This window comes from Streptomyces sp. NPDC002817, from assembly GCF_053592055.1.
Genome location: NZ_JBSFUY010000012.1, coordinates 188,904 through 209,348, shown reverse-complemented (window position 1 = coordinate 209,348; position 20,445 = coordinate 188,904). Strand labels below are relative to the sequence as shown.

Sequence of the window (20,445 nt, the reverse complement as noted above, 5' to 3'; positions counted from 1 at the left end):
CTTCATGATTGATCTGCGTCGGCTCCACGTCCTGCGCGCGGTCGCGCACTACGGCACGGTCACCGCGGCCGCCCGCGCCCTGCACTTCACCCCGTCCGCCGCCTCCCAGCAGATCCGCCAGCTCGCCCGCGACCTCGGCGTCGACCTCCTCGAACCACAGGGCCGGGGAATCCGTCTCACCCCGGCGGCCGAGAGCCTGCTGGCGCACGCCGACGCCATCCAGGCCCGCTGGGAACAGGCGGAACTCGATCTGCGCGCCGAACAAGGCGCGCCCGGCGGGCCGTTGCGGGTGAGCGGCTACCCGGTGGCGATCTCGGTACTGCTGGCGCCGATGGCGGTGCGGCTGAAGGAGCGGTATCCGCGGCTGAGCGTGCGGATCCAGGAGGCGGATGTGCCGGAGAGCTTCGATCTGCTCTTCGAGGGCGAGACCGACCTCGCGATCGTGGAGGCCACCCCGCACAACCCGCCGCTGAACGACCCCCGCTTCGACCAACAGCCGCTGCTGGACGACCCGTTCGACCTCGTCGTGCCCGCCGATCATCCGCTGGCCGGGCGCGAGCACGTCGACCTCTCGGAGGCGGCGCACGAGGACTGGATCGCCCCGATGCCGGAGAGCCCCTGCCGCCCGCACGTCATCTCCGCGTGCGCGGAGGCCGGGTTCAGCCCCGCGGTGGTGCACCACGCCGTGGACTGGAACGTCACGGCCCATCTCGTCGCCCACCGGCTCGGCGTCGCGCTGATCCCGCGCCTCGCCCGACTCGCCCCGCACCTGCCCGTCACGCGGGTGCCCTGCACCGGCAATCCGCACCGCAAGCTGCTCACCTGCACGCGGCGCGCCGGACGTGAACGCCCCGCGGTCGAGGCCGCGTTGACGCAGCTGCGGGAGCTGGCGTCCACCGCTGTGGCCTGAGCGTTGTCAGTGCCCTTTGGCACCATGGGGATCATGAGTCGCAACATCAGCTACACCACCGCCGACCAGAACGACATCATCGGCTTCCTCGGTGCCGGCGAACCGACGAGGGACCAGCAGCGCATCCTCGGCAATGTCCGCAAGTACGCCGAGGCGCACCAGGCCGACCTCGAACGGCAGGGCGTCGACTGGGGCCTGACCGTCCCCGAGGCGCTGGACCACCTCATAGCGGGCCGCGCCGACTCGGACGCCGAGTGCGCGGGCAACGCCTACTACGCCGCTCTGCAGAAGATCATCGACAGGAACGGCAGCGACCCGTACCAGCTGGGCACCTTCTCCAAGCCCTCGACCTTCTTCGGACTGATGGACGACGAGCTGCGCCGCCTCGGCGTCCCCGCCGACCTGCTGCCGGGCGACTACCTGTTCGCCGGTCCGCCCGACGGCATCCCGTTCCCCATCCCGTATCCGGTGGACGGCACCCCGGGCATCGGCCGCCTCCCGCTGGCCAGGGCGAAGCCCGCCGCGGACGCCTACCGCGCCGTCCTGGACCGCGTCGACGGCGCCTTCTCCTACGAGCTCGGGCAGCTCGCCGGACAGCTGGAGTTCGAGCACGACGAGTGGCGGTCCGCGCAGTCGATCGACTGGTACAGCCAGGACACGATCTTCTTCTCGATCACGGACTGAACCGTCGTGGGGGCGTGAGGGGCCGTGCGGGCGTGAGGTCGTACGGGCATGAGAAAGGGGCCGGAGCTCCATGAGCTCAGGCCCCTCGCCGCGAGGAGATGATCAGGCGGCAGCGGTCTCGCCGGCGTGGCCGTGCACACGGGCGATGACCTCGGTCAGCTGCGCGGCGACCTCGGCGTCGTCGGCCGGGTGGGTCTCGGCGAAACGGACCACGGAACCGGGGATGGAGAGCTTGACGTCCTCCAGCACCGTGGCGCCGGCGATGCCCAGCGCCTTGCGGGTCTCGTCCTGCGCCCACACGCCACCGAACTGGCCGAACGCGGTGCCGACCACGGCGGCCGGCTTGCCGCCGAAGGCGCCGGCGCCGTAGGGGCGGGACAGCCAGTCGATGGCGTTCTTCAGGACGGCCGGGATGGTGCCGTTGTACTCGGGGGAGAAGAGCAGGAAGCCGTCGGCGGCCTGGGCGGCCTCACGCAGCTTGGCGGCCGGGGCCGGAACGCTGCCCTCGACGTCGATGTCCTCGTTGTAGAACGGGATCTCGGCCAGGCCCTCGAAGAGTTCGACACTCGCACCCTCGGGAGCGAACTTGACCGCCGCCTCGGCCAGCTGGCGGTTGTGCGAACCGGCGCGAAGGCTGCCGACGAGCGCAAGGATGCGAACAGACATACGAACTCCAAGATGCTGAAACAGTGCCGTCACAAATACGGACCGGGGTCCGTTTAACTTCTATCACCCTAACCGGACCGCGGTCCAGTTTCATTCCCGATGCTTTACGCTGTCGTCATGTCCGCCTCTCTGCCGCCGTTTCCCAGGCCTCAGGAACCTGCGGGTGAGGCCGAGTTGCTGCAGCTCGGCACACCCGAGGAGGAGCCCTGCCTGCGTGCCGACGCCGCGCGCAACCGGGCCCGGCTGCTGGAGGCGGCCGCCCGGCTGATCGCCGAGCACGGCGCCGCCGGGGTCACGATGGAGGCGGTGGCCGCCGCCGCCCAGGTCGGCAAGGGAACGGTCTTCCGCCGCTTCGGCGACCGCACCGGCCTGCTGATGGCGCTGCTGGACCACTCGGCGAAGAAGCTGCAGGAGGACTTCCTCGGCGGCCCGCCGCCCCTGGGCCCCGGGTCGCCGCCCCTGGACCGGCTGCGGGCGTTCGGTGTGGCGGTGCTGTACCGCACGGCCGAGCAGCTGGACCTCCACCTCGCCGCCGAGCCGGAGCCCACCCGCCGGTTCTCCCACCCGTCGCACCGCGCGCTCACCATGCACGTCACGGTCCTGCTGCGCCAGATCGTGCCGGACGCCGACTGCGAACTGCTGGCCCGGACACTGCTCGGGTATCTCGACCCTGCCCTGATCCACCACCTGACCAGGGAGTGCGGGATGCCGATGGAGCGCCTGGAGGCCGGCTGGGCCGATCTGGTGGCTCGCGTGACGGGCGCCGGGGCGACCCACTGAGAGGCGACTCGTACAGGTTCTGCAAAGATGCGTCACGTCATGGTGCAGATACCGAAAACGCCCGCCCCCGCGCCGCCCGCACCGCGCTCGGTTCCCACGAGCGCCGATGTGGCCCGTCTGGCCGGCGTCTCGCGCGCGACCGTCTCCTACGTCCTCAACAACACCAGCGCCGTCCGGATCAGTGAGCCCACCCGCCGCCGTGTGCACGAGGCCGCCAAGGAACTCGGGTACGTGCCGCACGCGGCGGCCCGCAGCCTGCGCGCCGGCCACAGCCGCCTGGTCCTGATGCCCGCCCCCACCATCCCCGTCGGCCAGCTCTACGGCCAGTTCATCAACGAACTCCAGTGGGCCCTCAGCCGCCTCGACTACACCGTCGTGCAGCACGGCAGCGTCGGACTGCACGGCGACGAGGCCGCCCGCGCCTGGGCCGAACTCCGCCCGGTCGCCGTCCTGGTGCCCGGCGCCGGGCTCGGCCCGAAGGGCGTCGCGGTCCTCAAACGCTCCGGCGCCCGCGCCGTCGTCACCCTCGGCCCCGAGTCCGTCGAGGGAGCCCACGCCCTGCTCATGGACCACGAGGCGGTCGGCCACTGCGCCGGCACCCACCTGTACGAGCGCGGCCGGCGCCGCATCGGCGTCGTCGTCCCCGAGGAGGCGGGCCTGGAGGCCTTCTCGCTGCCCCGCCTCGAAGGCGTGCGCAACGCCCTGCGCGGCACCGACGCCACCGTGACCCATCTGCCCCTCGCCCACACCGAGGAGGCCGGCGCCCGGCTCGCCGCCCGCTGGCGCGACCTCGACCTGGACGCGGTGTTCGCGTACAACGACGAGTACGCGATGCTGCTGATGCGCGCCCTCCAGGACCAGGGGATCGACGTGCCCGGCGAGACGGCGCTGATCGGCGCCGACGACCTGATGATCGGCCGGCTCCTGCGGCCCAGACTGAGCACGGTCCACCTCGAACTGCCCTCCGGCCGCGACCTCGCCGAGCTGGTCGACCGGGCGGTGCGCAACCCCGGCGCCGTGCCCGAGACGCACAAGGTGCTGGGAGCGACGGTGGTGCACCGCGAGTCCAGCTGAGAGTCTGAGGCCGTCACTCACGGAAGGCGTGCCATGCGCACGACGGTCGGCATCATCGGCGGCGGCCCCGCCGGACTGCTCCTCGCCCGCCTGCTGCACCGCGCGGGCATCGACTGCGTCGTCCTGGAGGCCAGGACGCGCGAGTACGTCGAACAGCGCCAGCGTGCCGGAATGCTGGAGCAGGGCACGGTCGACGCCCTGCGCGAGTGCGGCGCGGCCGAGCGCCTGGAGGCGCAGGGCCTGGTCCACCAGGGCATCGAGCTGCGCTTCGACCGGGAACGCCACCACATCGACTTCCCGGTCCTCACCGGCGGCCGCACCGTCACGATCTACGCCCAGACCGAGATCGTGAAGGACCTCGTCGCCCTGCAACTGGCCGACGGGCCACCGCTGTTGTTCGAGGCGGAGGCGCTCGCGATCGAGAAGCCGGAGACCGCGGCACCGGTCGTGCGGTTTGTGCACGAGGGCCGGGAACAGGCCCTGAACTGTGACTGGGTCGTCGGCTGCGACGGCTTTCACGGCATCGCCCGCGACACCGTCCCCGCCGGGGTGAGCCGGGCCCATGAGCACGACTACCCGTACTCCTGGCTCGGGATCCTCGCCGATGTCGCCCCGTCCTGCGACGAGTTGATCTACGCCCGCGGCGAGCGCGGCTTCGCCCTGCACAGTATGCGCTCACCGCATGTGTCACGCCTGTACCTACAGGTCCCCAACGGCACCGACCCGGACGACTGGTCCGACGACCGCATCTGGGACGAACTCACCGCCCGCTTCGCCATCGACGCCGACTGGACCCTGCGCCGCGGCCCGATCACCGCCAAGTCCGTGACCCCGATGCGCAGTTACGTCCACGAACCGATGCGTCACGGACGGCTCCTGCTGGCCGGCGACGCCGCCCACATCGTCCCGCCGACCGGCGCCAAGGGCCTCAACCTCGCGGTGTCCGACGTACGCCTGCTCGGCCGCGCCTTCGCCGAGCTGCGTCGCACCGGCTCCGAGCAACTCCTGGACACCTACTCGCAGTCGTGCCTCGCCCGCGTCTGGCAGGCGACCCGATTCTCGTACGACATGACGACGATGCTGCACACCCGGCCCGACGCGGACCCCTTCGAGCACCGCATGCAGCTGGCGCGGCTGCGCCGGATCACCGCATCCCGGCACGCCGCCGCCGAACTGGCCGCGAACTACACGGGACTTCCCCTTCAGTGGTGAGCCCCGACCCCCGGGATGCGGTGTCTCAACAGCCGTCTCAACAGCCGTCTCAACAGCCGTACGGCTACTGGCCGTTCTGCTCTGCGTTGGCCTGCTGCTCGGCGACCGACTTGCGGACCTCGTCCATGTCCAGCTTCCGGGCCTGCCCGATCACATCGGTCAGCGCGGCCTCCGGCAGCGCGCCCGGCTGGGCGAACACGGCCACCCGGTCACGGACGATCATCAGTGTGGGAATCGACTGGATCCCGAAGGCCGCCGCCAGCTCCGGCTGCGCCTCCGTGTCCACCTTGCCGAAGACCAGGTCCGGGTTCGCCTCGGCGGCCTTGTCGTAGACGGGCGCGAACTGACGGCACGGCCCGCACCAGGACGCCCAGAAGTCGATCAGCACGAACTCGTTGTCCGTCACCGTCTGGTCGAAGTTCTCCTTGGTGAGCTCCACGGTCTTGCTCATGGCGTGAATCCCTCTTCCTGATGTCGGGGCGAAGCCGTCGTCGCAAACACGGCAGGCCGAGTAGGTATTCCGCGCGCGTACCCATGTGGCCTGAGCGCACACCACCCGTAAGACTGACCCCATGACGGAAACGGAATCCACTGTGCACACCACCTACGACGTCGTGGTGCTCGGTGCCGGGCCCGTGGGGGAGAACGTCGCCGACCGCACCCGTGCGGCCGGTCTCTCCACCGCGGTCGTGGAGAGCGAGCTGGTCGGCGGCGAGTGCTCCTACTGGGCCTGTATGCCCAGCAAGGCCCTGCTGCGCCCGGTCATCGCCCAGGCCGACGCCCGACGCCTGCCCGGTCTCGCCCCCGCCGTGCAGGGCCCCCTCGACACGGCCGCGGTCCTCGCACGACGGGACGAGTACACCTCCCACTGGAAGGACGACGGCCAGGTCCGCTGGATCGAGGGCATCGGCGCCGACCTCTACCGCGGCCACGGCCGCCTCACGGGCCCCCGCACGGTCACCGTGGGCGACAAGACCCTCACCGCCCGGCACGCAGTCGTCGTCAGCACCGGCACCCGCGCCGTCCTGCCCGACCTCCCCGGACTCGACGAGATCAAGCCGTGGACCAGCAGGGAGGCCACCAGCGCCAAGGCCGCGCCCGGCCGGCTGGTCGTGGTCGGCGGCGGGGTCGTCGCCACCGAGATGGCCACCGCATGGCAGGCCCTCGGCTCCCGGGTCACCCTCCTGGTCCGCGGCAAGGGCCTGCTGAACCGCATGGAGCCCTTCGCCGGCGAACTGGTCCACCAGGGCCTCACCGAGACGGGCGCCGACGTCCGCACCGGCACCTCGGTCGCCTCGGTGACCCGGGAGAACGGCACCGTCGTGGTCGTCACCGGCGCCGGCGAGCGCATCGAGGCCGACGAGATCCTCTTCGCCACCGGACGCGCCCCGCGCACCGACGACATCGGCCTCGACACCGTCGGCCTGGAACCCGGCTCCTGGCTGGAGGTCGACGACAGCCTCCGCGTCACCGGCAACGACTGGCTCTACGCCGTCGGTGACGTCAACCACCGCGCCCTCCTCACCCACCAGGGCAAGTACCAGGCCCGCATCGCCGGGGCCGCCATCGCGGCCCGCGCCTCCGGCGCCCCCCTCCTGGAGACGGCCCCCTGGGGCGCGCACGCCGCGACCGCCGACCACTCGGCCGTACCCCAGGTCGTCTTCACCGACCCGGAGGCCGCCGCCGTCGGCCTCTCCCTGGCGGAGGCCGAACAGGCGGGCCACCGGGTCCGCGCCGTCGACTACGAGCTCGGCAACGTCTCCGGGGCGAGCCTGTACGGCGACGGCTACCGGGGCCGCGCCCGCATGGTCGTGGACCTGGAGCGCGAGATCCTCCTCGGTGTCACCTTCGTCGGCCCTGGCGTCGGCGAACTCATCCATTCCGCCACCATCGCCGTCGCCGGAGAGGTACCGATCAGCAGGCTGTGGCACGCCGTGCCGTCCTATCCGACGATCAGCGAGGTGTGGCTGCGGCTGCTGGAGAGCTACCGCGACAACTGAGGCCGGTGCTCACGCGGGCGTGAGCAGTTCCAGGTAGTCCTCGTGCCACAGGTCCTCCTCGGACTCCGGGAGCAGCAGCACCCGGTCCGGGCGCAGCGCCTGTACGGCGCGGTCGTCGTGGGTCACCATGACGACCGCGCCCGGATACGTGCCCACCGCGGCCAGCACCTCGGCGCGGGACGCCGGGTCCAGGTTGTTGGTGGGCTCGTCCAGGAGCAGGACGTTCGCACCGGAGTGCACCAGACCCGCCAGGGCGAGGCGGGTCTTCTCGCCGCCGGACAGGACACCGACCGGCTTGTCGACGTCGTCCCCGGAGAACAGGAACGAGCCCAGCGCACGCCGCAGTTCACCGTCCGTCAGATGAGGGGCGGCGGCCGCCAGATGCGCGCCGACCGTCGACTCCCGGTCCAGGGTGTCGTGTTCCTGCGCGAAGTACCCGAGACGCAGTCCGGGCCCGTGGACCACCCGGCCGGCGTCCGGGGTGTCCCGGCCCGCCAGCATCCGCAACAGGGTCGTCTTTCCCGCTCCGTTGGGCCCGAGCACGACCAGACGGCTGCCCCGGTCGACGGCCAGATCGACGCCCGCGAGGACGCGACGGCCGCCGTAGGACCTCGTCAGGCCGATCGCTGCCAGCGGGATCCTGCCGCAGGGCTCCGGCTCGGGCAGCCGGATCCTGGCCACCTTGCCGGTCCGCCGCACCGGTTCGAGGCCGCCGAGCAGCCGGTCGGCGCGCCGGGCCATGTTCTTCGCGGCCGTCGCCGTCGACACCCGGGCGCGCATCCGGTCGGCCTGTGCGTGCAGGGACGCCGCCTTGCGCTCGGCGTTCGCCCGCTCCCGGGTACGGCGCCGCTCGTCGGCCTCGCACTGGGCGAGACAGGCGTCCCAGCCGGTGTTGTGGATGTCGATCGTGGCGCGGTGCGGGTCCAGGTGGAAGACCCGGTTGACGGTGTCGGCCAGCAGGGACGTGTCGTGGCTGATCAGGACCAGTCCCGACCGCAGGTTCGCCAGGAAGGCGCGCAGCCAGCCGATCGAGGCCGCGTCCAGATGGTTCGTCGGCTCGTCGAGCAGCAGGGTGCCGTGGTCCGCGAACAGGATCCGGGCCAGCTCGACACGGCGGCGCTGACCGCCCGACAGCGCGCCGAGCGGCTGGTCCAGGAGACGGGTCGGCAGACCGACGCCCGCGGCGATGCGGGCGGCCTCGGCCTCGGCGGCGTACCCGCCCCGGGCCTGGAAGTCGGCCTCGGCGCGCACATAGGCGTCCATCGCGCGCTGCGTGCCGTCGGCCATCGCCGCCTCGGCCCGGCGCAGGGCGCGCACGGCCCGGTCGAGGCCGCGCGCGGACAGGACACGGTCGGTGACGGTGACCGTCGCGTCGGCCGCCCGGGAGTCCTGGGGGAGGTGACCGACCGCGCCGGTGCGGGTGACGGTCCCGGCGGCGGGGCGCAGGGTACCCGCCAAGGTGTTCAACAGGGTGGTCTTTCCGGCGCCGTTGCGGCCCACCAGGCCGATGCGGTCACCGGGGGAGACGTGGAAGGAGAGGTCGGACAGCAGCAGACGCGCGCCGACGCGCACGTCGACACCACGAACGGTGATCATGAGAGAACGCTCCGAACAAGCAAGAGGACACACGGGTGGCGTGTAGGCGGGTCCTCAGCTAGGAAATTCGGGGCGTGGACATGCGGCCACGGTAAGGGACGCGCACGGACCGGCGCCTCCGATTTTCGGCTACGGCAGTGCGAAGCCCAGCGACTCGGCGGCCTCCGCCGGCGTCGGCTGCGCCCATCGCTCCGCCATCGCCTGGCCCGACGAGAGCGAGCGCAGCTCCGCCCGGTCGAGGTAGAGCAGGCCGTCGAGGTGATCGGTCTCGTGCTGCACGATCCGCGCCGGCCACCCGGAGAACACCTCGTCCACCGCACGCCCGTGCTCGTCCTCGCCGGTCAGCCGCACCTCGGCGTGACGTGCCACGACCGCCTGCCAGCCCGGCACGCTCAGGCAGCCCTCGAAGAACCCGGCACGCGCGGTGCCGACCGCCTCGTACGACGGATTGACCAGCACCCGGAACGGCTGCGGCACCCGTCCGCGCGCCACCCTGATCTCGTCCGGCACCGGCGCCGGGTCCTCGATCACCGCGATCCGCAGGGGCACGCCGACCTGTGGAGCCGCCAGGCCCACGCCCGGCGCCGCGTGCATGGTGATCCGCAGCGCCTCGACGAACCGGGCCAGCAGCGCGGAGTCCAGCTGGCCTTCGAACCGTTCGGTCCCGCGCCGCAGCACCGGATCACCGGCAGCCACGATCGGCAGCGGGCCCTCGCCCGCCAGGAGTTCCTCGACCAGCCCGGCAAGGGGCGCGTGATGACGCGGAGTTGCCATCGCGCCAGGATGCCATGCCCCCCTGCGCACCCATGTGTGACGCAGGTCACTTCGATCTCCGGGAACTCGAAGGTCTCTCCCTCCGACTACTGGACCGGTACAGCCGAGAAACGTCCCCTGCCCCAGAAAAGAACCGCCGATGACCTCCGCTCTCACGAGGACCACGGACGAGGCCCAGAAAGCCGCCGATCCGATGCCGTCACGCAGCAGTTGGGCGCCGCTCCGCCCCTTGCTGCTGCGCCTGCACTTCTACGCCGGGCTGCTCGTCGCGCCGTTCCTTCTCGTGGCCGCCTGCACCGGACTCCTCTACGCCGCTTCCTTCCAGGCCGAGAAGATCGTCTACTCCGACGAGTTGACCGTCGCAGCGGTCGGTGACGTCAAACTGCCCATCTCCGAGCAGGTCACCGCCGCCCGCGAGGCCCACCCCGAGGGCGCCGTCGCGGCCGTCCGCCCCTCCCCGGAGGACGACGCGACGACCCGGGTCCTGCTGTCCGGAGTCAAGGGCGTCGACGCCGACCACACCCTCGCCGTCTTCGTCGACCCGTACACCGCCGAGGTCCGAGGCGCCCTCGAACAGTACGGCTCGACCGGCGCACTTCCCCTGCGCACCTGGATCTCCGGGCTCCACCGCAATCTGCACCTCGGCGAGACCGGCCGCCTCTACAGCGAGTTCGCGGCGAGCTGGCTGTGGGTGATCGCGAGCGCCGGCCTGGTGATGTGGTTCACCCGCCGCAGGGCCCAGCGCAAGCTGCGCGGGACCAGCGGGCGGCGCCGCACCCTGGGCCTGCACGGCGGCGTCGGCGCCTGGGCCGCCGCCGGGTTCCTCTTCCTGTCGGTCACCGGTCTGACCTGGTCCACCTACGCCGGCGCCAACATCGACGTACTGCGCACCTCGCTGCACCAGGCCACCCCGTCGATCTCCGCGAGCGCGGGCGGCGACCACTCCGGGCACGGCGCGTCCAGCTCGGCCGGGGACGCCGAGCACGGTGTCGGCCTCGACAAGATCCTGGCGGCGGCGCGGGCCGAGGGGCTCGGTGACCCGGTCGAGATCGTCCCGCCCGCCGACGCCGCGTCGACGTACGTGGTGAAGCAGGTGGGGCGCGGCTACCCCACGAAGCAGGACGCGGTGGCCGTCGACCCGACCACCGGCCAGGTCACCGACGTGCTGCGGTTCGCCGACCACCCGGTCCTCGCCAAGCTGACCCGCTGGGGCATCGACCTGCACACGGGCGTCCTGTTCGGGCTGGTCAACCAGATCACCCTGATGCTGCTCGCGCTCTCGCTGATCCTGTTGATCGTGTGGGGCTACCGGATGTGGTGGCAGCGCGGCCGCGGTTCCGCCTTCGGCCGTCCGATCCCACGCGGCGCCTGGCAGAAGGTGCCGCCGCTGGTCCTGCTGCCGTGCGTGGCGGCCATCGCGGTCCTCGGGTACTACGTCCCGCTTCTCGGCATTCCGCTGGCCGCGTTCATCGTCGTCGACATCGTCCTCGGCGAGATCAGTCACCGGCGGGGGAAGCGCGCCGACGCGGCGGCCTGACGGTACGGCAGCACAGGGGCCCGGTTCCATGACGGAACCGGGCCCCTGCGGTCGTGCTCAGAGCGTGTCGAAGTCGCCCGCGAGCGCGGAGGCGAGGCGGATGTGCGGCCCGGCCTCCTCGTGCCGCCCCTGCCGCTCCAGCGTGCGGCCCAGCATCAGACGGGCGTACTGCTCGACCGGGTCGCGCTCCACGATGATGCGCAACTCGGTCTCCGCGCGGCGCAGTTGGGCCGAGTGGTAGTAGGAGCGGGCCAGCAGCAGCCGGGGTCCGGTCTGCTCCGGCACCTCCTCGACCAGCCCGTCGAGAACGCGCGCCGCGGCGGCGTAGTCCTTGGCGTCGAAGAACATCCGCGCGCGCTCCCAGCGCTCCGCCGGTGTTCCGTGGTCGTAGTACGTCATCTCCACTCCGACCTCCTTCGAGGCCGTCAACGGAGAGAGTTGGTTCAATATTCCACTACTTGCCGAGGGCTGCGAGCTCGGTGTCGGCCCGGTCGGCGACGAGGGACAGTACGCGTCCGGCGACGGCGAGGTCCTCCGTCGGGATGCCGTCGTAGATCCGGGCCGTGATGGGCGCGGTCTCGGCGGACGTCCTGTCGTACAGCTCCCGTCCGGCGTCCGTGATCCGCACCCGTGACGGCTCCAGGGGGGCCAGCAGCTCCGCGGCGATCAGCTCGTCGACCACGGTATGGGCCTCCGCGGCGGCGATCTTCAGCGAGCCGACGACACCGTCGACGACACGGCCCCGCTCGACCGGGCCGTCGGCGACGGCTACGACCCGCAGGGTGACGGACTGCTGGAACGTCGCGCCGTGGCGGGCCAGTACCCGCTCCAGGACGCCGCGGGCGGCGTAGTGGGCCAGGGCTATGACCCGGGGGTTGAGCAGGGGAGTGGTGGTGGTCATGACTGCTCCTTGTCGGGCTCGCCGGTGACGGCGAGCGGATCCAGAGGTGCGTCGAGCAGGGTCACGAGGTCGTGCCTGAAGTCCCGGGTGCGCTCGCTGTCCTGGCCGCCGAACGGTGCCAGCAACTGCTCCAGGAGGCCCTGTACGACCTTGATGGCCTGCCGGGTCGTGTCGCGGCCCTGCTCGGTGAGGGCCAGCTGCACGGCGCGTGGGTCGCGAGGGTCGCGGGTGCGCTCCAGGAGGCCCGCGGACTCCAGGGAGCGCGCCAGCTTGGACACGTACAGCGGCTCCAGTCCGACATGGTCGGCGAGGCGCCGTTGACTGGGGCGCTCACCGGCGCGCTGCATGCCGTACAAGGACGCCACCAGCGAGTACTGCGCATGGGTGAGCCCCAGCGGAGCCATCGCGCGGTCCACCGCGGTCCGCCACTTCATCGACAGTCGCCACACCAGGAATCCAGGTGTCGCCTTCTCGGAACCCTCGCTCATGACAAATACAGTACATGGCTACTATGTACATGGCTACTATTTTTCGAACGGGCCGGACAGCCCGGACGACGGACTGACGGGACGCCGCTCACGGGTCTAGGTTGGGCGCCATGAGCAATCTTGATCGCGAGGCGGCTCCCGCCCTGTGCGGCGGCCGCGGCTTCGTGGTGGCGGAGCCCGTTCGCGAACTCCTCAGCCCGCGCACCGTCAAGCTCGGCGAGTCCACCGAGGTCCGCCGGCTGCTGCCCAACCTGGGGCGCCGCATGGTCGGCGCATGGTGCTTCGTCGACCACTACGGCCCCGACGACATCGCCGACGAGCCCGGTATGCAGGTGCCGCCCCACCCCCACATGGGCCTGCAGACGGTGAGCTGGCTGCACCAGGGCGAGGTGCTGCACCGCGACTCGACCGGCAGCCTCCAGACGATCCACCCGCGCGAGCTGGGCCTGATGACCTCCGGACGAGCCATCAGCCACTCCGAGGAGAGCCCCAAGTCGCACGCCCGCTACCTCCACGGCGCCCAGCTGTGGGTGGCCCTTCCCGACAGCGACCGCCACACCGACCCGCACTTCGAGCACCACGCCGAACTGCCGGTCGTCACGGCACCCGGCCTCTCGGCCACCCTGATCCTCGGCGCCCTCGACGGCGCGACCTCGCCCGGAACGACGTACACCCCCATCGTCGGCGCCGACCTGACCCTCGCCGGTGGCGCGGACGTACGCCTCCCGCTGGAACCGGACTTCGAGTACGCCGTGCTGTCCATGTCCGGAGAGGCACGGGTGGACGGCGTTCCGGTGCTGCCCGGCTCCATGCTCTACCTCGGCTGCGGCCGCACCGAACTGCCGCTGCGCGCCGAGTCGGAGGCCTCCCTGATGCTCCTGGGCGGTGAGCCGTTCGAGGAAGAGCTCATCATGTTCTGGAACTTCATCGGCCGCACCCAGCAGGACATCGAACAGGCCCGCGCGGACTGGACGACCGGTTCACGCTTCGGCGAGGTCAAGGGCTACGACGGTGCTCCCCTGCCCGCTCCCGCACTCCCGCCGGTGCCGCTGAAGCCGCGCGGACGGGTGCGCTGACCCGCGGATCCCGCGCGGGTCAGAGGGTGAGGAGCACCTTCGTGGCACGGCGCTCGTCCATGGCCCTGTAGCCCTCCGCGGCCTCTTCCAGCGGCAGGGTGAGGTCGAAGACCTTGCCGGGGTCGATCCTGCGGTCCCAGATGAGCTGGATCAGGTCGGGCAGGAACCGGCGTACCGGGGCGGGGCCGCCCTCCAGGTGGATGCCGGCGAGGAAGAGGTCGAAGCCGGGAATGGCGACGTCGTAGTTGACGCCGACGAAGCCCATGTGGCCGCCGGGGCGGGTGGCGCCGATCGCCTGCATGGTCGACTGCTCGGTGCCGACGGCTTCGACGACCGAGTGCGCGCCGAGCCCGCCGGTGAGTTCCCTGACCTTCGCGACGCCCTCGTCACCGCGTTCCTCGACGATGTCGGTCGCGCCGTAGAAGCGGGCCAGTTCCTGGCGCTCGGGGTGGCGGGACATCGCGATGATCCGCTCGGCGCCCAGCTGCTTGGCGGCGAGGATCGCCATCAGACCGACCGCGCCGTCACCGACGACGGCGACCGTCCTGCCGGGACCGGCCTGTGCGGCGACGGCGCCGTACCATCCGGTGCCGAGCACGTCGGAGGCGGCCAGCAGGGAGGGGATGAGCTCCGGGTCGGGCTGTCCGGGGGTGGCGACGAGGGTGCCGTCGGCGTGCGGGATGCGGGCCATCTCGGCCTGGGTGCCGACCGTCATGGCGACGAACTCGCGGTGCACACAGCCGGACTGGTAGCCCGACCGGCAGATCTCGCAGGTGTTGTCGGAGATGACGAACGACCCGACGACGAAGTCGCCCACCTTGACGCTCCGTACGTCGGAGCCGATCTCCTCGACCACGCCCACGTACTCGTGGCCCATGTTCGTGTGGTCGACGGGCTCGATGCCGCGGTAGGGCCACAGGTCGGAGCCGCAGATACAGGTCGCGGTCAGCCGGACGATCGCGTCGGTGGACTCGATGATCTTCGGGTCGTCGCGGTCCTCGACCCGGACGTCACCGGGCCCGTACATGACTACGCCTCGCATGTGTGAATCTCCCTGCTGTGGGGGGGGCTGGTGATCGGGCGGGAAAGCGCCACGTCATCCAGGTAACCCCGGCTTCGAGAGGGCAGCGAGTCACTGACGATGGGTGTACCAGCAGTACACCCCACGCGGCCGGACCCGGTCGTACGGTCGGGGGTATGGACAACCGTGACGAAGTCCGTGAGTTCCTCACCTCGCGGCGAGCCAGGATCACCCCGGAGCGGGTCGGACTGCCGGCCGGCACCCGGCGCCGCGTAGCGGGGCTGCGTCGCAGTGAGGTCGCCGCGCTCGCCGACGTCAGCGTGGAGTACTACGCCAAACTGGAGCGCGGCAATCTCGCCGGCGCCTCGGCCGCCGTCCTCGAAGCCGTCGCCGGCGCCCTCCGGCTCGACGACGCCGAACGCGCCCACCTGCTCCACCTGGCCCAGGCCCAGGAAGGCTCCGACACCCTCGCCCGCCCCCGGCCGCGCGCCGGGAGGCAGCGGACCTTGCACAGGAGCCTGCAGTGGACCCTGGACGCCGTCACCGCCGGGCCCGCCTATGTCGCCAACGGCCGGCTGGACCTGCTCGCGACCAACCAGCTCGCCCGTGCCTTCTTCGGCGACCTCTACGACGGCGGCACGAAACCGCCGAACATCGCCCGCTACCAGTTCCTGGACCCCGGGGCCCGCCGCTTCTACGCCGACTGGGCGGTCGCCGCCGGCATGACCGTGGACGTGCTGCGGACCGAGGCCGGCCGTAGCCCCCACGACAAGGATCTGCACGACCTGGTGGGTGAGCTGTCCACCCGTAGCGACGCCTTCCGCACCCGCTGGGGCACCCACAACGTCACCCACCACGGCACCGGCACCAAGCGCTTCCACCATCCGGTCGTCGGCGACCTCACCCTCGCCTGGGAGTCACTGGCCATGGCCGCGGAACCGGGCCTCACCCTCGTCGTCTACACGGCCGAACCCGGTTCACCCTCCGAGGGGGGCCTCGGGCTCCTCGCCTCCTGGGCCGCCACGCACGACCCCGCCACCACCGCCGCTCCGAAGTCCCCCACCACTCCGCCGAATTGAGATCCGGCACGCCACAGAGGAAAGGGCACCGACATGGCACTGATCCTGGTGACCGGAGCGTCCAGCGGGCTCGGGCGCAACACGGCGGACGCGCTGGCCGCCGACGGCCACGACGTGGTCGTCCATGTGCGCAACCCGGACCGTCTCACCGACCCGGAGGACGTGGCCCGGTGGAGAGGCGTCATCACCGGGGATCTCGCCCAACCGGACGAAATCCCCGAAGTCGCCCGGCAGGCCGCTGAATTCGGCCGCTTCGACGCCGTCATCCACAACGCCGGCACCATGCGCGTTCCGGACGCGGTCACCGTCAACACCGTCGCTCCGTATGTGCTCACGGCGTTGATGGACAAGCCGGCCAGGCTCATCTACCTCAGCAGCTCGATGCACCGGACCGGCTCCACCGAACTGCGAGAGCCGGCCGTCGCGAGCGCCGCCTACGACGACACGAAGCTGTGGGTCACCACCCTCGCGCTCGCCCTCGCCTCCCGCTGGGACGGCACCACCAGCCATGCGGTCGACCCCGGTTGGGTCCCCACCCGCATGGGCGGCGCGGGCGCCCCGGACGACCTGACCGCCGGCCACCGGACACAGACCTGGCTCGCCACCCACCCCGACGTGACCCCGCGGACCGGCGGCTACTGGTACCACCGACGCCCTCAGTCGCCCCACCCCGCGGCCCAGGACGGCGAGTTCCAGGCCCGCCTGCTCCAAGCCCTGGAGAGCCGCACCGGCGTCCGCCTCGACTGAGCGCGGTACCCGAGCGGACAGGGCGATCCGATTGCTCGGGTGACCGGTACGAACCCGGGCCCTCAGCGCCGCGCCGACACAGCTGGGCGCCTCCGTGGCCTCCGTGGGACCGTTGTGCGAGGCGGGCCGCCGACTACGGTTTCGCCGATGTTCCGGCCATGACGTTCCCCACCGTCAAGGCCCTGGAGAAGCGGCGCGACGAAGCCCACGAGGGGATGGTCGAGCTCATCGGCGGGGCCAGAGCTACGGGCCGACTGCGCGCGGACTTCGATCTTCGGATCTGGTGCGGCCGCACATGGCCACGCGCAGGACGCGGCTGCCGTGGAGCAGCCGGGGCGTGACAGTCCCGTGCTGAGCCGGATCGTGGAGCGGCTCCATCCGCAGATCCACCGCTTCCGCTACCGCAAGTTCTCCACCGTGCTCGGCGGCCGCAACACCATCGAGCACCACGACGAGCTCATCACCGTCTGTGCCGGCGGCGATGCCCGTGCCGCCGCCGAACTCTCCGGACGGCACTGGTCCGAACTCGGCGGCCACATCAACGAGCTCGTCGACACCAACCAGTTCGCCGAGGTGGCCGCAGGTTAGGGTGCCGGTCGCCGCCTGCTGCGATCGGATCTGCGGCGCGACGACTGCGGACCGCGGACTCGGCGACCGGCTCCCGCTGAGGATGCCCGCCTCCGACCTCTGGACCGCCACCGCACCCCGGGGCGCCGCCTTCGGAGGCGCGGCCTACCAGGTCACGGGCAGCTCGTAGACCCCGTACACCACCCCGTCGTCCTTGAACGGGATCTTGTCCAGTTCGACCGCCCGCCGCAGGGTCGGGACGCGGCGCAGGAGGGTGCCGTAGACGACCTGGAGTTCCAGGCGGGCCAGCGGCTGGCCCAGGCACTGGTGGATGCCGAAGCCGAAGGCCATGTGGCGGCGGGCATCGCGGGTGACGTCGAGGCGGGCGGGGTCCGGGAAGCGGTCGGGCTCCCAGTTGCCGGTGGCGCCGGGGATGATGACGCCCTCTCCGGCGCGGAGGGTCTCGCCGCCGATCTCGAGGTCCTCCAGGACCACACGGCGCTGGCCGTTGTCGACCACCGTCAGATAGCGCAGCATCTCCTCGACGGTGCCCGCGAGGACCTTGGGATCGTCGGTGTCGCGGACGAGCGCCAGTTGGTCGGGGTGTTCCAGGAGGGCCAGGACGCCGAGCGCGATCATGTTGGCGGTGGTCTCATGGCCCGCGCCGAGCAGCAACAGGCCCAGCATCGCGGCGTCGAGACGGCCGAGGTCGCCGTCCCGCATCCGGGCGGCCAGGTCGGAGAGCATGTCGTCGCCCGGAGCCGCGAGCTTCGCCTGGAGCTGCTCGTCCAGGTACTGGAGCAGCTCCCCGCTCGCGGCCCGCGACTCCTCCACGGAGGCGTCCCGGCGGACGCCCACCTGGCTCCTGCTCTGGAAGAACTCGTGGTCGTCGTACGGGACTCCGAGCAGGTCGCAGATCACCAGCGACGGGAGCGGCAGTGCCAGCGCTTCGACCAGGTCGGCGGGGTTCGGGCCGGCCAGCATCGTGTCGATGAACTGGTCGGTCATGCGCTGCACGGCCGGTCGCATGGCCTCGATGCGCTTGATGGTGAAGGGACTGGTCACCATGCGCCGTATGCGCGCGTGATCGGGGTCGTCCATGTTGAGGAAGGACGGCGGCATCTGGGAGTAGGCCTCCTGGAAGGCCGCGCTGAAGTGGGGGAATCCCGGCCGCCGGGGATCGACGCTCAGCCGCGCGTCGCCGTACAACGCCCGCTGGTCCTCGTAGCGCGTGACGAGCCAGGGAGTGCTGCCGTCCCACAGCCTGACGCGGGCGACGGGCCGTTCGCTCCGCAGCCGCAGCATCTCCGGCGGCGGGTCGAAGGGGCAGCCGGCCGCGCGCGCCATCGGGAAGTCGGGAACGGTGTCGGTCATCTCACTCCTCGGGGTGGGGGGAAGGGAGTTGGCGTCATGGAAGTCCGCGAAGCTGACAACTCCCAGTCATCGGGCTGACAGGAGCCGGATCTGGCCGGATCACGCGGGCCGAGGGCAGCGATCCCGCCACGTTCCCTTGGAGAAGCGCATGCCAACGATCTGGACTATCAGTCCAGAGAATGGACTGATAGTCTAGGTCTCATGCTGTCCGAGCGAGCACTGGAAGCGGAGCGGGACGCGATCGTCGCCGCCTTGACGCCCGTTGTCGATGGGTTGGTGGCGACGTTCGGCCCGGTGTGCGAGGTGGTGCTGCACGACTACCGGAACGCCGACAAGTCCGTGGTCGCCCTCGCCGGTTCGGTGACCGGGCGTGCGGTGGGCGGGGCGATGAGTGAGATCGGCATGCGGATCGTCGCCCGCGGGGACGCGGCGGGTGACGAGCTCAACTACGTCACCCGCACCCAGGCCGGCAGGACGGTCAAGTCGTCCACGATGGTGCTGCGGGACTCCACGGGTATGGTGTTCGGCGCCCTGTGCGTCAACCTCGATGTCACCGCCGCGAGCGAGGCCCACGCGCTCCTCGGCGCGCTGGCCGGGACCGGCGGCACCCCCGCCGAACTGCCGGTCACCACCTTCGGCGACGACATCGACTCGGTCGTCGACGCCATCCTCGACACGCACCGACATCAGCCGTGGGGCGCCCTCGACCGCGCGGAACGCCTCACGTTGTTCCGGAGCCTCGACGACCGTGGGGTCTTCGCCGTGCGCCGCGCGATCGAGCAGGTCGCGACCCGCCTCGGCATCTCCCGTGCCTCCGCCTACAGCTACCTCTCCCAGGCCCGCGCCACGACCACGGACGCGGACACCGGCACCGAGTGACGACCCCCGATGGAGGCACCGAGTGACGACCCCGACCCCTCTGGTCACCCTCGACGACATCCGCGACGCGGCCCAGCGGCTCAAGGGAGTCGCCCACCGTACGCCCGTGCTCCGCTCCCGCACCCTCGACGCCCGCGTAGGCGCAGAGGTCCTCCTCAAGTGCGAGAACTTCCAGCGTGTGGGCGCCTTCAAGTTCCGCGGCGCCTACAATGCGGCCTCCCGGCTGACGTCCGGGCAACTGTCCCGCGGCATCGCCACGTACTCCTCCGGCAACCACGCCCAGGCGGTCGCCCTGGCCGCCCGCGAACTCGGCAGCACCGCGGTGATCGTCATGCCCGAGGACGCCCCGCGCTCCAAGCGGGAGGCCACCGTCGGCTACGGCGCCGAGATCGTGACGTACGACCGCTACACCGGCGACCGCGTCGCCCTCGCCGAAGCCCTGGCCGCCGAGCGGGGACTCACCCTGATCCCGCCCTACGAGCACCCGCACGTCATCGCCGGACAGGGCACCGCGGCACTTGAACTCCTGGAAGAAGAAGGGTATTTGGGTGTGTTGATGGCACCCGTCGGTGGTGGCGGGCTGATCGCGGGAAGCGCCACGGCGGCCAAGGGGCTCCAGCCGGGCATCCGGATCGTGGGCGTCGAACCCGAGGCGGGTGACGACACCAGGCGTTCCCTGGAGGCCGGCCGGCGTGTCGCGATCCCGGTCCCCCGCTCCATCGCCGACGGCCAGCTCCTGCACACACCCGGCGAGCTGACGTTCTCGGTGAACCGGCGGCTCGTCGACGCGATCGCGCTGGTCAGCGACGACGAGATCCGGGACGCGATGCGGTTCGCGTTCGAGCACCTCAAGATCGTCGTCGAGCCGAGCGGTGCGACTCCACTGGCCGCGCTGCTGTCCGGTCGTGTGGCGGAGCTCCCGGAGCGGGTGGGAGTGATCGTCTCCGGCGGCAACGTGGACGCCGAGCGCTTCGCCCGCCTCTGCGGCGCCGGGGCGCAGCCCACCCGAATGGCGGCTCCCGCTTGACGGGCGGACGATGGAGTGGTGGGGCTCGGCCCCCGCCGGTGCCGCGTGTGGTG

At 71.5% G+C, this 20,445-nt stretch carries 23 protein-coding genes; 14 read left to right on the top strand and 9 right to left on the bottom strand.

Features of this window, described 5'->3' with window-relative positions; all coding sequences use genetic code 11:
* The first annotated feature begins 4 nt into the window (after positions 1-4).
* A complete protein-coding gene (locus ACWD3I_RS23865; protein WP_365399457.1) occupies positions 5-910 on the top strand; it encodes a LysR family transcriptional regulator in 906 nt (301 codons plus the stop codon).
* 33 nt (positions 911-943) lie between these two features.
* Positions 944-1,594, top strand: coding sequence for a DUF7691 family protein (locus ACWD3I_RS23860; protein WP_365399459.1), 651 nt, complete (start codon positions 944-946; stop codon positions 1,592-1,594).
* A 102-nt stretch (positions 1,595-1,696) separates the two neighbouring features.
* Here the strand turns inward: ACWD3I_RS23860 and ACWD3I_RS23855 are convergent, their stop codons facing one another.
* Entirely contained in the window at positions 1,697-2,260 is a 564-nt protein-coding gene (locus ACWD3I_RS23855) for an NAD(P)H-dependent oxidoreductase (RefSeq protein WP_266819701.1), read from the bottom strand.
* Positions 2,261-2,359: 99 nt separating this feature from the next.
* Here ACWD3I_RS23855 and ACWD3I_RS23850 point away from each other — a divergent pair, with 99 nt between their 5' ends.
* From ACWD3I_RS23850 to ACWD3I_RS23840, 3 genes are read left to right on the top strand one after another with little or no spacing between them, the layout of a single operon-like run.
* On the top strand, positions 2,360-3,040 hold the full coding sequence (locus tag ACWD3I_RS23850; protein ID WP_365399463.1) for a TetR/AcrR family transcriptional regulator: 681 nt from the start codon (positions 2,360-2,362) through the stop codon (positions 3,038-3,040).
* Positions 3,041-3,079: 39 nt separating this feature from the next.
* A complete protein-coding gene (locus ACWD3I_RS23845) occupies positions 3,080-4,114 on the top strand; it encodes a LacI family DNA-binding transcriptional regulator (protein WP_365399466.1) in 1,035 nt (344 codons plus the stop codon).
* Between the two features lie 33 nt (positions 4,115-4,147).
* Positions 4,148-5,326, top strand: a complete 1,179-nt coding sequence (locus tag ACWD3I_RS23840; RefSeq protein ID WP_365399469.1) for a 4-hydroxybenzoate 3-monooxygenase — start codon at positions 4,148-4,150, stop codon at positions 5,324-5,326.
* Positions 5,327-5,390: 64 nt separating this feature from the next.
* Here the strand turns inward: ACWD3I_RS23840 and trxA are convergent, their stop codons facing one another.
* Complete coding sequence (gene trxA / locus ACWD3I_RS23835) at positions 5,391-5,777, bottom strand: thioredoxin (RefSeq protein WP_365399472.1); 387 nt, start codon at positions 5,775-5,777, stop codon at positions 5,391-5,393.
* A 121-nt stretch (positions 5,778-5,898) separates the two neighbouring features.
* Between trxA and ACWD3I_RS23830 the strand changes: the two genes are divergently transcribed.
* The gene (locus ACWD3I_RS23830) at positions 5,899-7,326 is read left to right on the top strand and encodes a dihydrolipoyl dehydrogenase family protein (RefSeq protein ID WP_365399475.1); all 1,428 of its coding nucleotides are present in this window, start codon (positions 5,899-5,901) and stop codon (positions 7,324-7,326) included.
* Positions 7,327-7,335: 9 nt separating this feature from the next.
* On the opposite strand, the gene ACWD3I_RS23825 is transcribed toward ACWD3I_RS23830, so the two are convergent.
* Positions 7,336-8,922: an ABC-F family ATP-binding cassette domain-containing protein gene (locus ACWD3I_RS23825; RefSeq protein ID WP_365399478.1), complete on the bottom strand. Its 1,587-nt coding sequence runs from the start codon at positions 8,920-8,922 to the stop codon at positions 7,336-7,338.
* Positions 8,923-9,051: 129 nt separating this feature from the next.
* The gene (locus ACWD3I_RS23820) at positions 9,052-9,696 is read right to left on the bottom strand and encodes a peptide deformylase (protein WP_365399480.1); all 645 of its coding nucleotides are present in this window, start codon (positions 9,694-9,696) and stop codon (positions 9,052-9,054) included.
* A 139-nt stretch (positions 9,697-9,835) separates the two neighbouring features.
* Between ACWD3I_RS23820 and ACWD3I_RS23815 the strand changes: the two genes are divergently transcribed.
* Positions 9,836-11,233 (top strand): PepSY-associated TM helix domain-containing protein, encoded by a 1,398-nt coding sequence (locus ACWD3I_RS23815; protein ID WP_365399483.1) that lies wholly within the window; start codon positions 9,836-9,838, stop codon positions 11,231-11,233.
* A gap of 57 nt (positions 11,234-11,290) precedes the next feature.
* Here the strand turns inward: ACWD3I_RS23815 and ACWD3I_RS23810 are convergent, their stop codons facing one another.
* Genes ACWD3I_RS23810 through ACWD3I_RS23800 form a run of 3 tightly spaced genes read right to left on the bottom strand, consistent with a single transcriptional unit; the run spans position 11,291 to position 12,622 of the window.
* Positions 11,291-11,638, bottom strand: a complete 348-nt coding sequence (locus tag ACWD3I_RS23810; RefSeq protein ID WP_171139178.1) for a tetratricopeptide repeat protein — start codon at positions 11,636-11,638, stop codon at positions 11,291-11,293.
* A 49-nt stretch (positions 11,639-11,687) separates the two neighbouring features.
* On the bottom strand, positions 11,688-12,134 hold the full coding sequence (locus ACWD3I_RS23805) for a MarR family transcriptional regulator (RefSeq protein WP_365399486.1): 447 nt from the start codon (positions 12,132-12,134) through the stop codon (positions 11,688-11,690).
* Positions 12,131-12,622, bottom strand: a complete 492-nt coding sequence (locus tag ACWD3I_RS23800; protein WP_365399488.1) for a MarR family winged helix-turn-helix transcriptional regulator — start codon at positions 12,620-12,622, stop codon at positions 12,131-12,133. The genes ACWD3I_RS23805 and ACWD3I_RS23800 overlap by 4 nt, the downstream gene beginning before the upstream one ends.
* Positions 12,623-12,732: 110 nt before the next feature.
* Between ACWD3I_RS23800 and ACWD3I_RS23795 the strand changes: the two genes are divergently transcribed.
* Positions 12,733-13,698, top strand: a complete 966-nt coding sequence (locus ACWD3I_RS23795) for a pirin family protein (protein ID WP_365399491.1) — start codon at positions 12,733-12,735, stop codon at positions 13,696-13,698.
* A gap of 19 nt (positions 13,699-13,717) precedes the next feature.
* Here the strand turns inward: ACWD3I_RS23795 and ACWD3I_RS23790 are convergent, their stop codons facing one another.
* Positions 13,718-14,740: a zinc-dependent alcohol dehydrogenase family protein gene (locus ACWD3I_RS23790; RefSeq protein ID WP_365399493.1), complete on the bottom strand. Its 1,023-nt coding sequence runs from the start codon at positions 14,738-14,740 to the stop codon at positions 13,718-13,720.
* Positions 14,741-14,895: 155 nt separating this feature from the next.
* On the opposite strand from ACWD3I_RS23790, the gene ACWD3I_RS23785 reads away from it, so the two are divergent.
* The 4 genes from ACWD3I_RS23785 (at position 14,896) to ACWD3I_RS23770 (ending at position 17,133) form a co-directional block, all read left to right on the top strand.
* Positions 14,896-15,798, top strand: coding sequence for a helix-turn-helix domain-containing protein (locus ACWD3I_RS23785; RefSeq protein WP_365399496.1), 903 nt, complete (start codon positions 14,896-14,898; stop codon positions 15,796-15,798).
* A gap of 33 nt (positions 15,799-15,831) precedes the next feature.
* The gene (locus ACWD3I_RS23780) at positions 15,832-16,545 is read left to right on the top strand and encodes an SDR family NAD(P)-dependent oxidoreductase (protein WP_365399499.1); all 714 of its coding nucleotides are present in this window, start codon (positions 15,832-15,834) and stop codon (positions 16,543-16,545) included.
* 158 nt (positions 16,546-16,703) lie between these two features.
* Positions 16,704-16,886 carry a hypothetical protein gene (locus tag ACWD3I_RS23775; protein ID WP_365399502.1) on the top strand — a complete coding sequence of 61 codons (183 nt, stop codon included), beginning with the start codon at positions 16,704-16,706 and terminating at the stop codon, positions 16,884-16,886.
* On the top strand, positions 16,867-17,133 hold the full coding sequence (locus ACWD3I_RS23770) for an FCD domain-containing protein (protein ID WP_365399505.1): 267 nt from the start codon (positions 16,867-16,869) through the stop codon (positions 17,131-17,133). Before ACWD3I_RS23775 ends, ACWD3I_RS23770 begins: the two co-directional genes overlap by 20 nt.
* 144 nt (positions 17,134-17,277) lie before the next feature.
* Here the strand turns inward: ACWD3I_RS23770 and ACWD3I_RS23765 are convergent, their stop codons facing one another.
* On the bottom strand, positions 17,278-18,486 hold the full coding sequence (locus ACWD3I_RS23765; protein ID WP_365399508.1) for a cytochrome P450: 1,209 nt from the start codon (positions 18,484-18,486) through the stop codon (positions 17,278-17,280).
* A 201-nt stretch (positions 18,487-18,687) separates the two neighbouring features.
* Here ACWD3I_RS23765 and ACWD3I_RS23760 point away from each other — a divergent pair, with 201 nt between their 5' ends.
* On the top strand, positions 18,688-19,365 hold the full coding sequence (locus ACWD3I_RS23760) for a helix-turn-helix transcriptional regulator (protein WP_365399510.1): 678 nt from the start codon (positions 18,688-18,690) through the stop codon (positions 19,363-19,365).
* Positions 19,366-19,387: 22 nt separating this feature from the next.
* The gene (locus ACWD3I_RS23755; RefSeq protein ID WP_365399513.1) at positions 19,388-20,392 is read left to right on the top strand and encodes a pyridoxal-phosphate dependent enzyme; all 1,005 of its coding nucleotides are present in this window, start codon (positions 19,388-19,390) and stop codon (positions 20,390-20,392) included.
* Positions 20,393-20,445 lie beyond the last annotated feature (53 nt).

Excerpts from the sequence above, each read along its gene's own strand:
- ACWD3I_RS23845 (WP_365399466.1), top strand. The coding sequence starts at position 3,080 with ATGGTGCAGATACCGAAAACGCCCGCCCCCGCGCCGCCCGCACCGCGC.
- ACWD3I_RS23865 (WP_365399457.1), top strand. The coding sequence starts at position 5 with ATGATTGATCTGCGTCGGCTCCACGTCCTGCGCGCGGTCGCGCACTAC.
- ACWD3I_RS23800 (WP_365399488.1), bottom strand. The coding sequence starts at position 12,622 with ATGAGCGAGGGTTCCGAGAAGGCGACACCTGGATTCCTGGTGTGGCGA.
- ACWD3I_RS23815 (WP_365399483.1), top strand. The coding sequence starts at position 9,836 with ATGACCTCCGCTCTCACGAGGACCACGGACGAGGCCCAGAAAGCCGCC.
- ACWD3I_RS23830 (WP_365399475.1), top strand. The coding sequence starts at position 5,899 with ATGACGGAAACGGAATCCACTGTGCACACCACCTACGACGTCGTGGTG.
- ACWD3I_RS23820 (WP_365399480.1), bottom strand. The coding sequence starts at position 9,696 with ATGGCAACTCCGCGTCATCACGCGCCCCTTGCCGGGCTGGTCGAGGAA.
- ACWD3I_RS23805 (WP_365399486.1), bottom strand. The coding sequence starts at position 12,134 with ATGACCACCACCACTCCCCTGCTCAACCCCCGGGTCATAGCCCTGGCC.
- ACWD3I_RS23795 (WP_365399491.1), top strand. The coding sequence starts at position 12,733 with ATGAGCAATCTTGATCGCGAGGCGGCTCCCGCCCTGTGCGGCGGCCGC.
- ACWD3I_RS23825 (WP_365399478.1), bottom strand. The coding sequence starts at position 8,922 with ATGATCACCGTTCGTGGTGTCGACGTGCGCGTCGGCGCGCGTCTGCTG.
- ACWD3I_RS23850 (WP_365399463.1), top strand. The coding sequence starts at position 2,360 with ATGCTTTACGCTGTCGTCATGTCCGCCTCTCTGCCGCCGTTTCCCAGG.
- ACWD3I_RS23775 (WP_365399502.1), top strand. The coding sequence starts at position 16,704 with ATGACGTTCCCCACCGTCAAGGCCCTGGAGAAGCGGCGCGACGAAGCC.
- ACWD3I_RS23855 (WP_266819701.1), bottom strand. The coding sequence starts at position 2,260 with ATGTCTGTTCGCATCCTTGCGCTCGTCGGCAGCCTTCGCGCCGGTTCG.
- ACWD3I_RS23840 (WP_365399469.1), top strand. The coding sequence starts at position 4,148 with ATGCGCACGACGGTCGGCATCATCGGCGGCGGCCCCGCCGGACTGCTC.
- ACWD3I_RS23785 (WP_365399496.1), top strand. The coding sequence starts at position 14,896 with ATGGACAACCGTGACGAAGTCCGTGAGTTCCTCACCTCGCGGCGAGCC.
- trxA (WP_365399472.1), bottom strand. The coding sequence starts at position 5,777 with ATGAGCAAGACCGTGGAGCTCACCAAGGAGAACTTCGACCAGACGGTG.
- ACWD3I_RS23760 (WP_365399510.1), top strand. The coding sequence starts at position 18,688 with ATGCTGTCCGAGCGAGCACTGGAAGCGGAGCGGGACGCGATCGTCGCC.
- ACWD3I_RS23765 (WP_365399508.1), bottom strand. The coding sequence starts at position 18,486 with ATGACCGACACCGTTCCCGACTTCCCGATGGCGCGCGCGGCCGGCTGC.
- ACWD3I_RS23780 (WP_365399499.1), top strand. The coding sequence starts at position 15,832 with ATGGCACTGATCCTGGTGACCGGAGCGTCCAGCGGGCTCGGGCGCAAC.
- ACWD3I_RS23790 (WP_365399493.1), bottom strand. The coding sequence starts at position 14,740 with ATGCGAGGCGTAGTCATGTACGGGCCCGGTGACGTCCGGGTCGAGGAC.
- ACWD3I_RS23860 (WP_365399459.1), top strand. The coding sequence starts at position 944 with ATGAGTCGCAACATCAGCTACACCACCGCCGACCAGAACGACATCATC.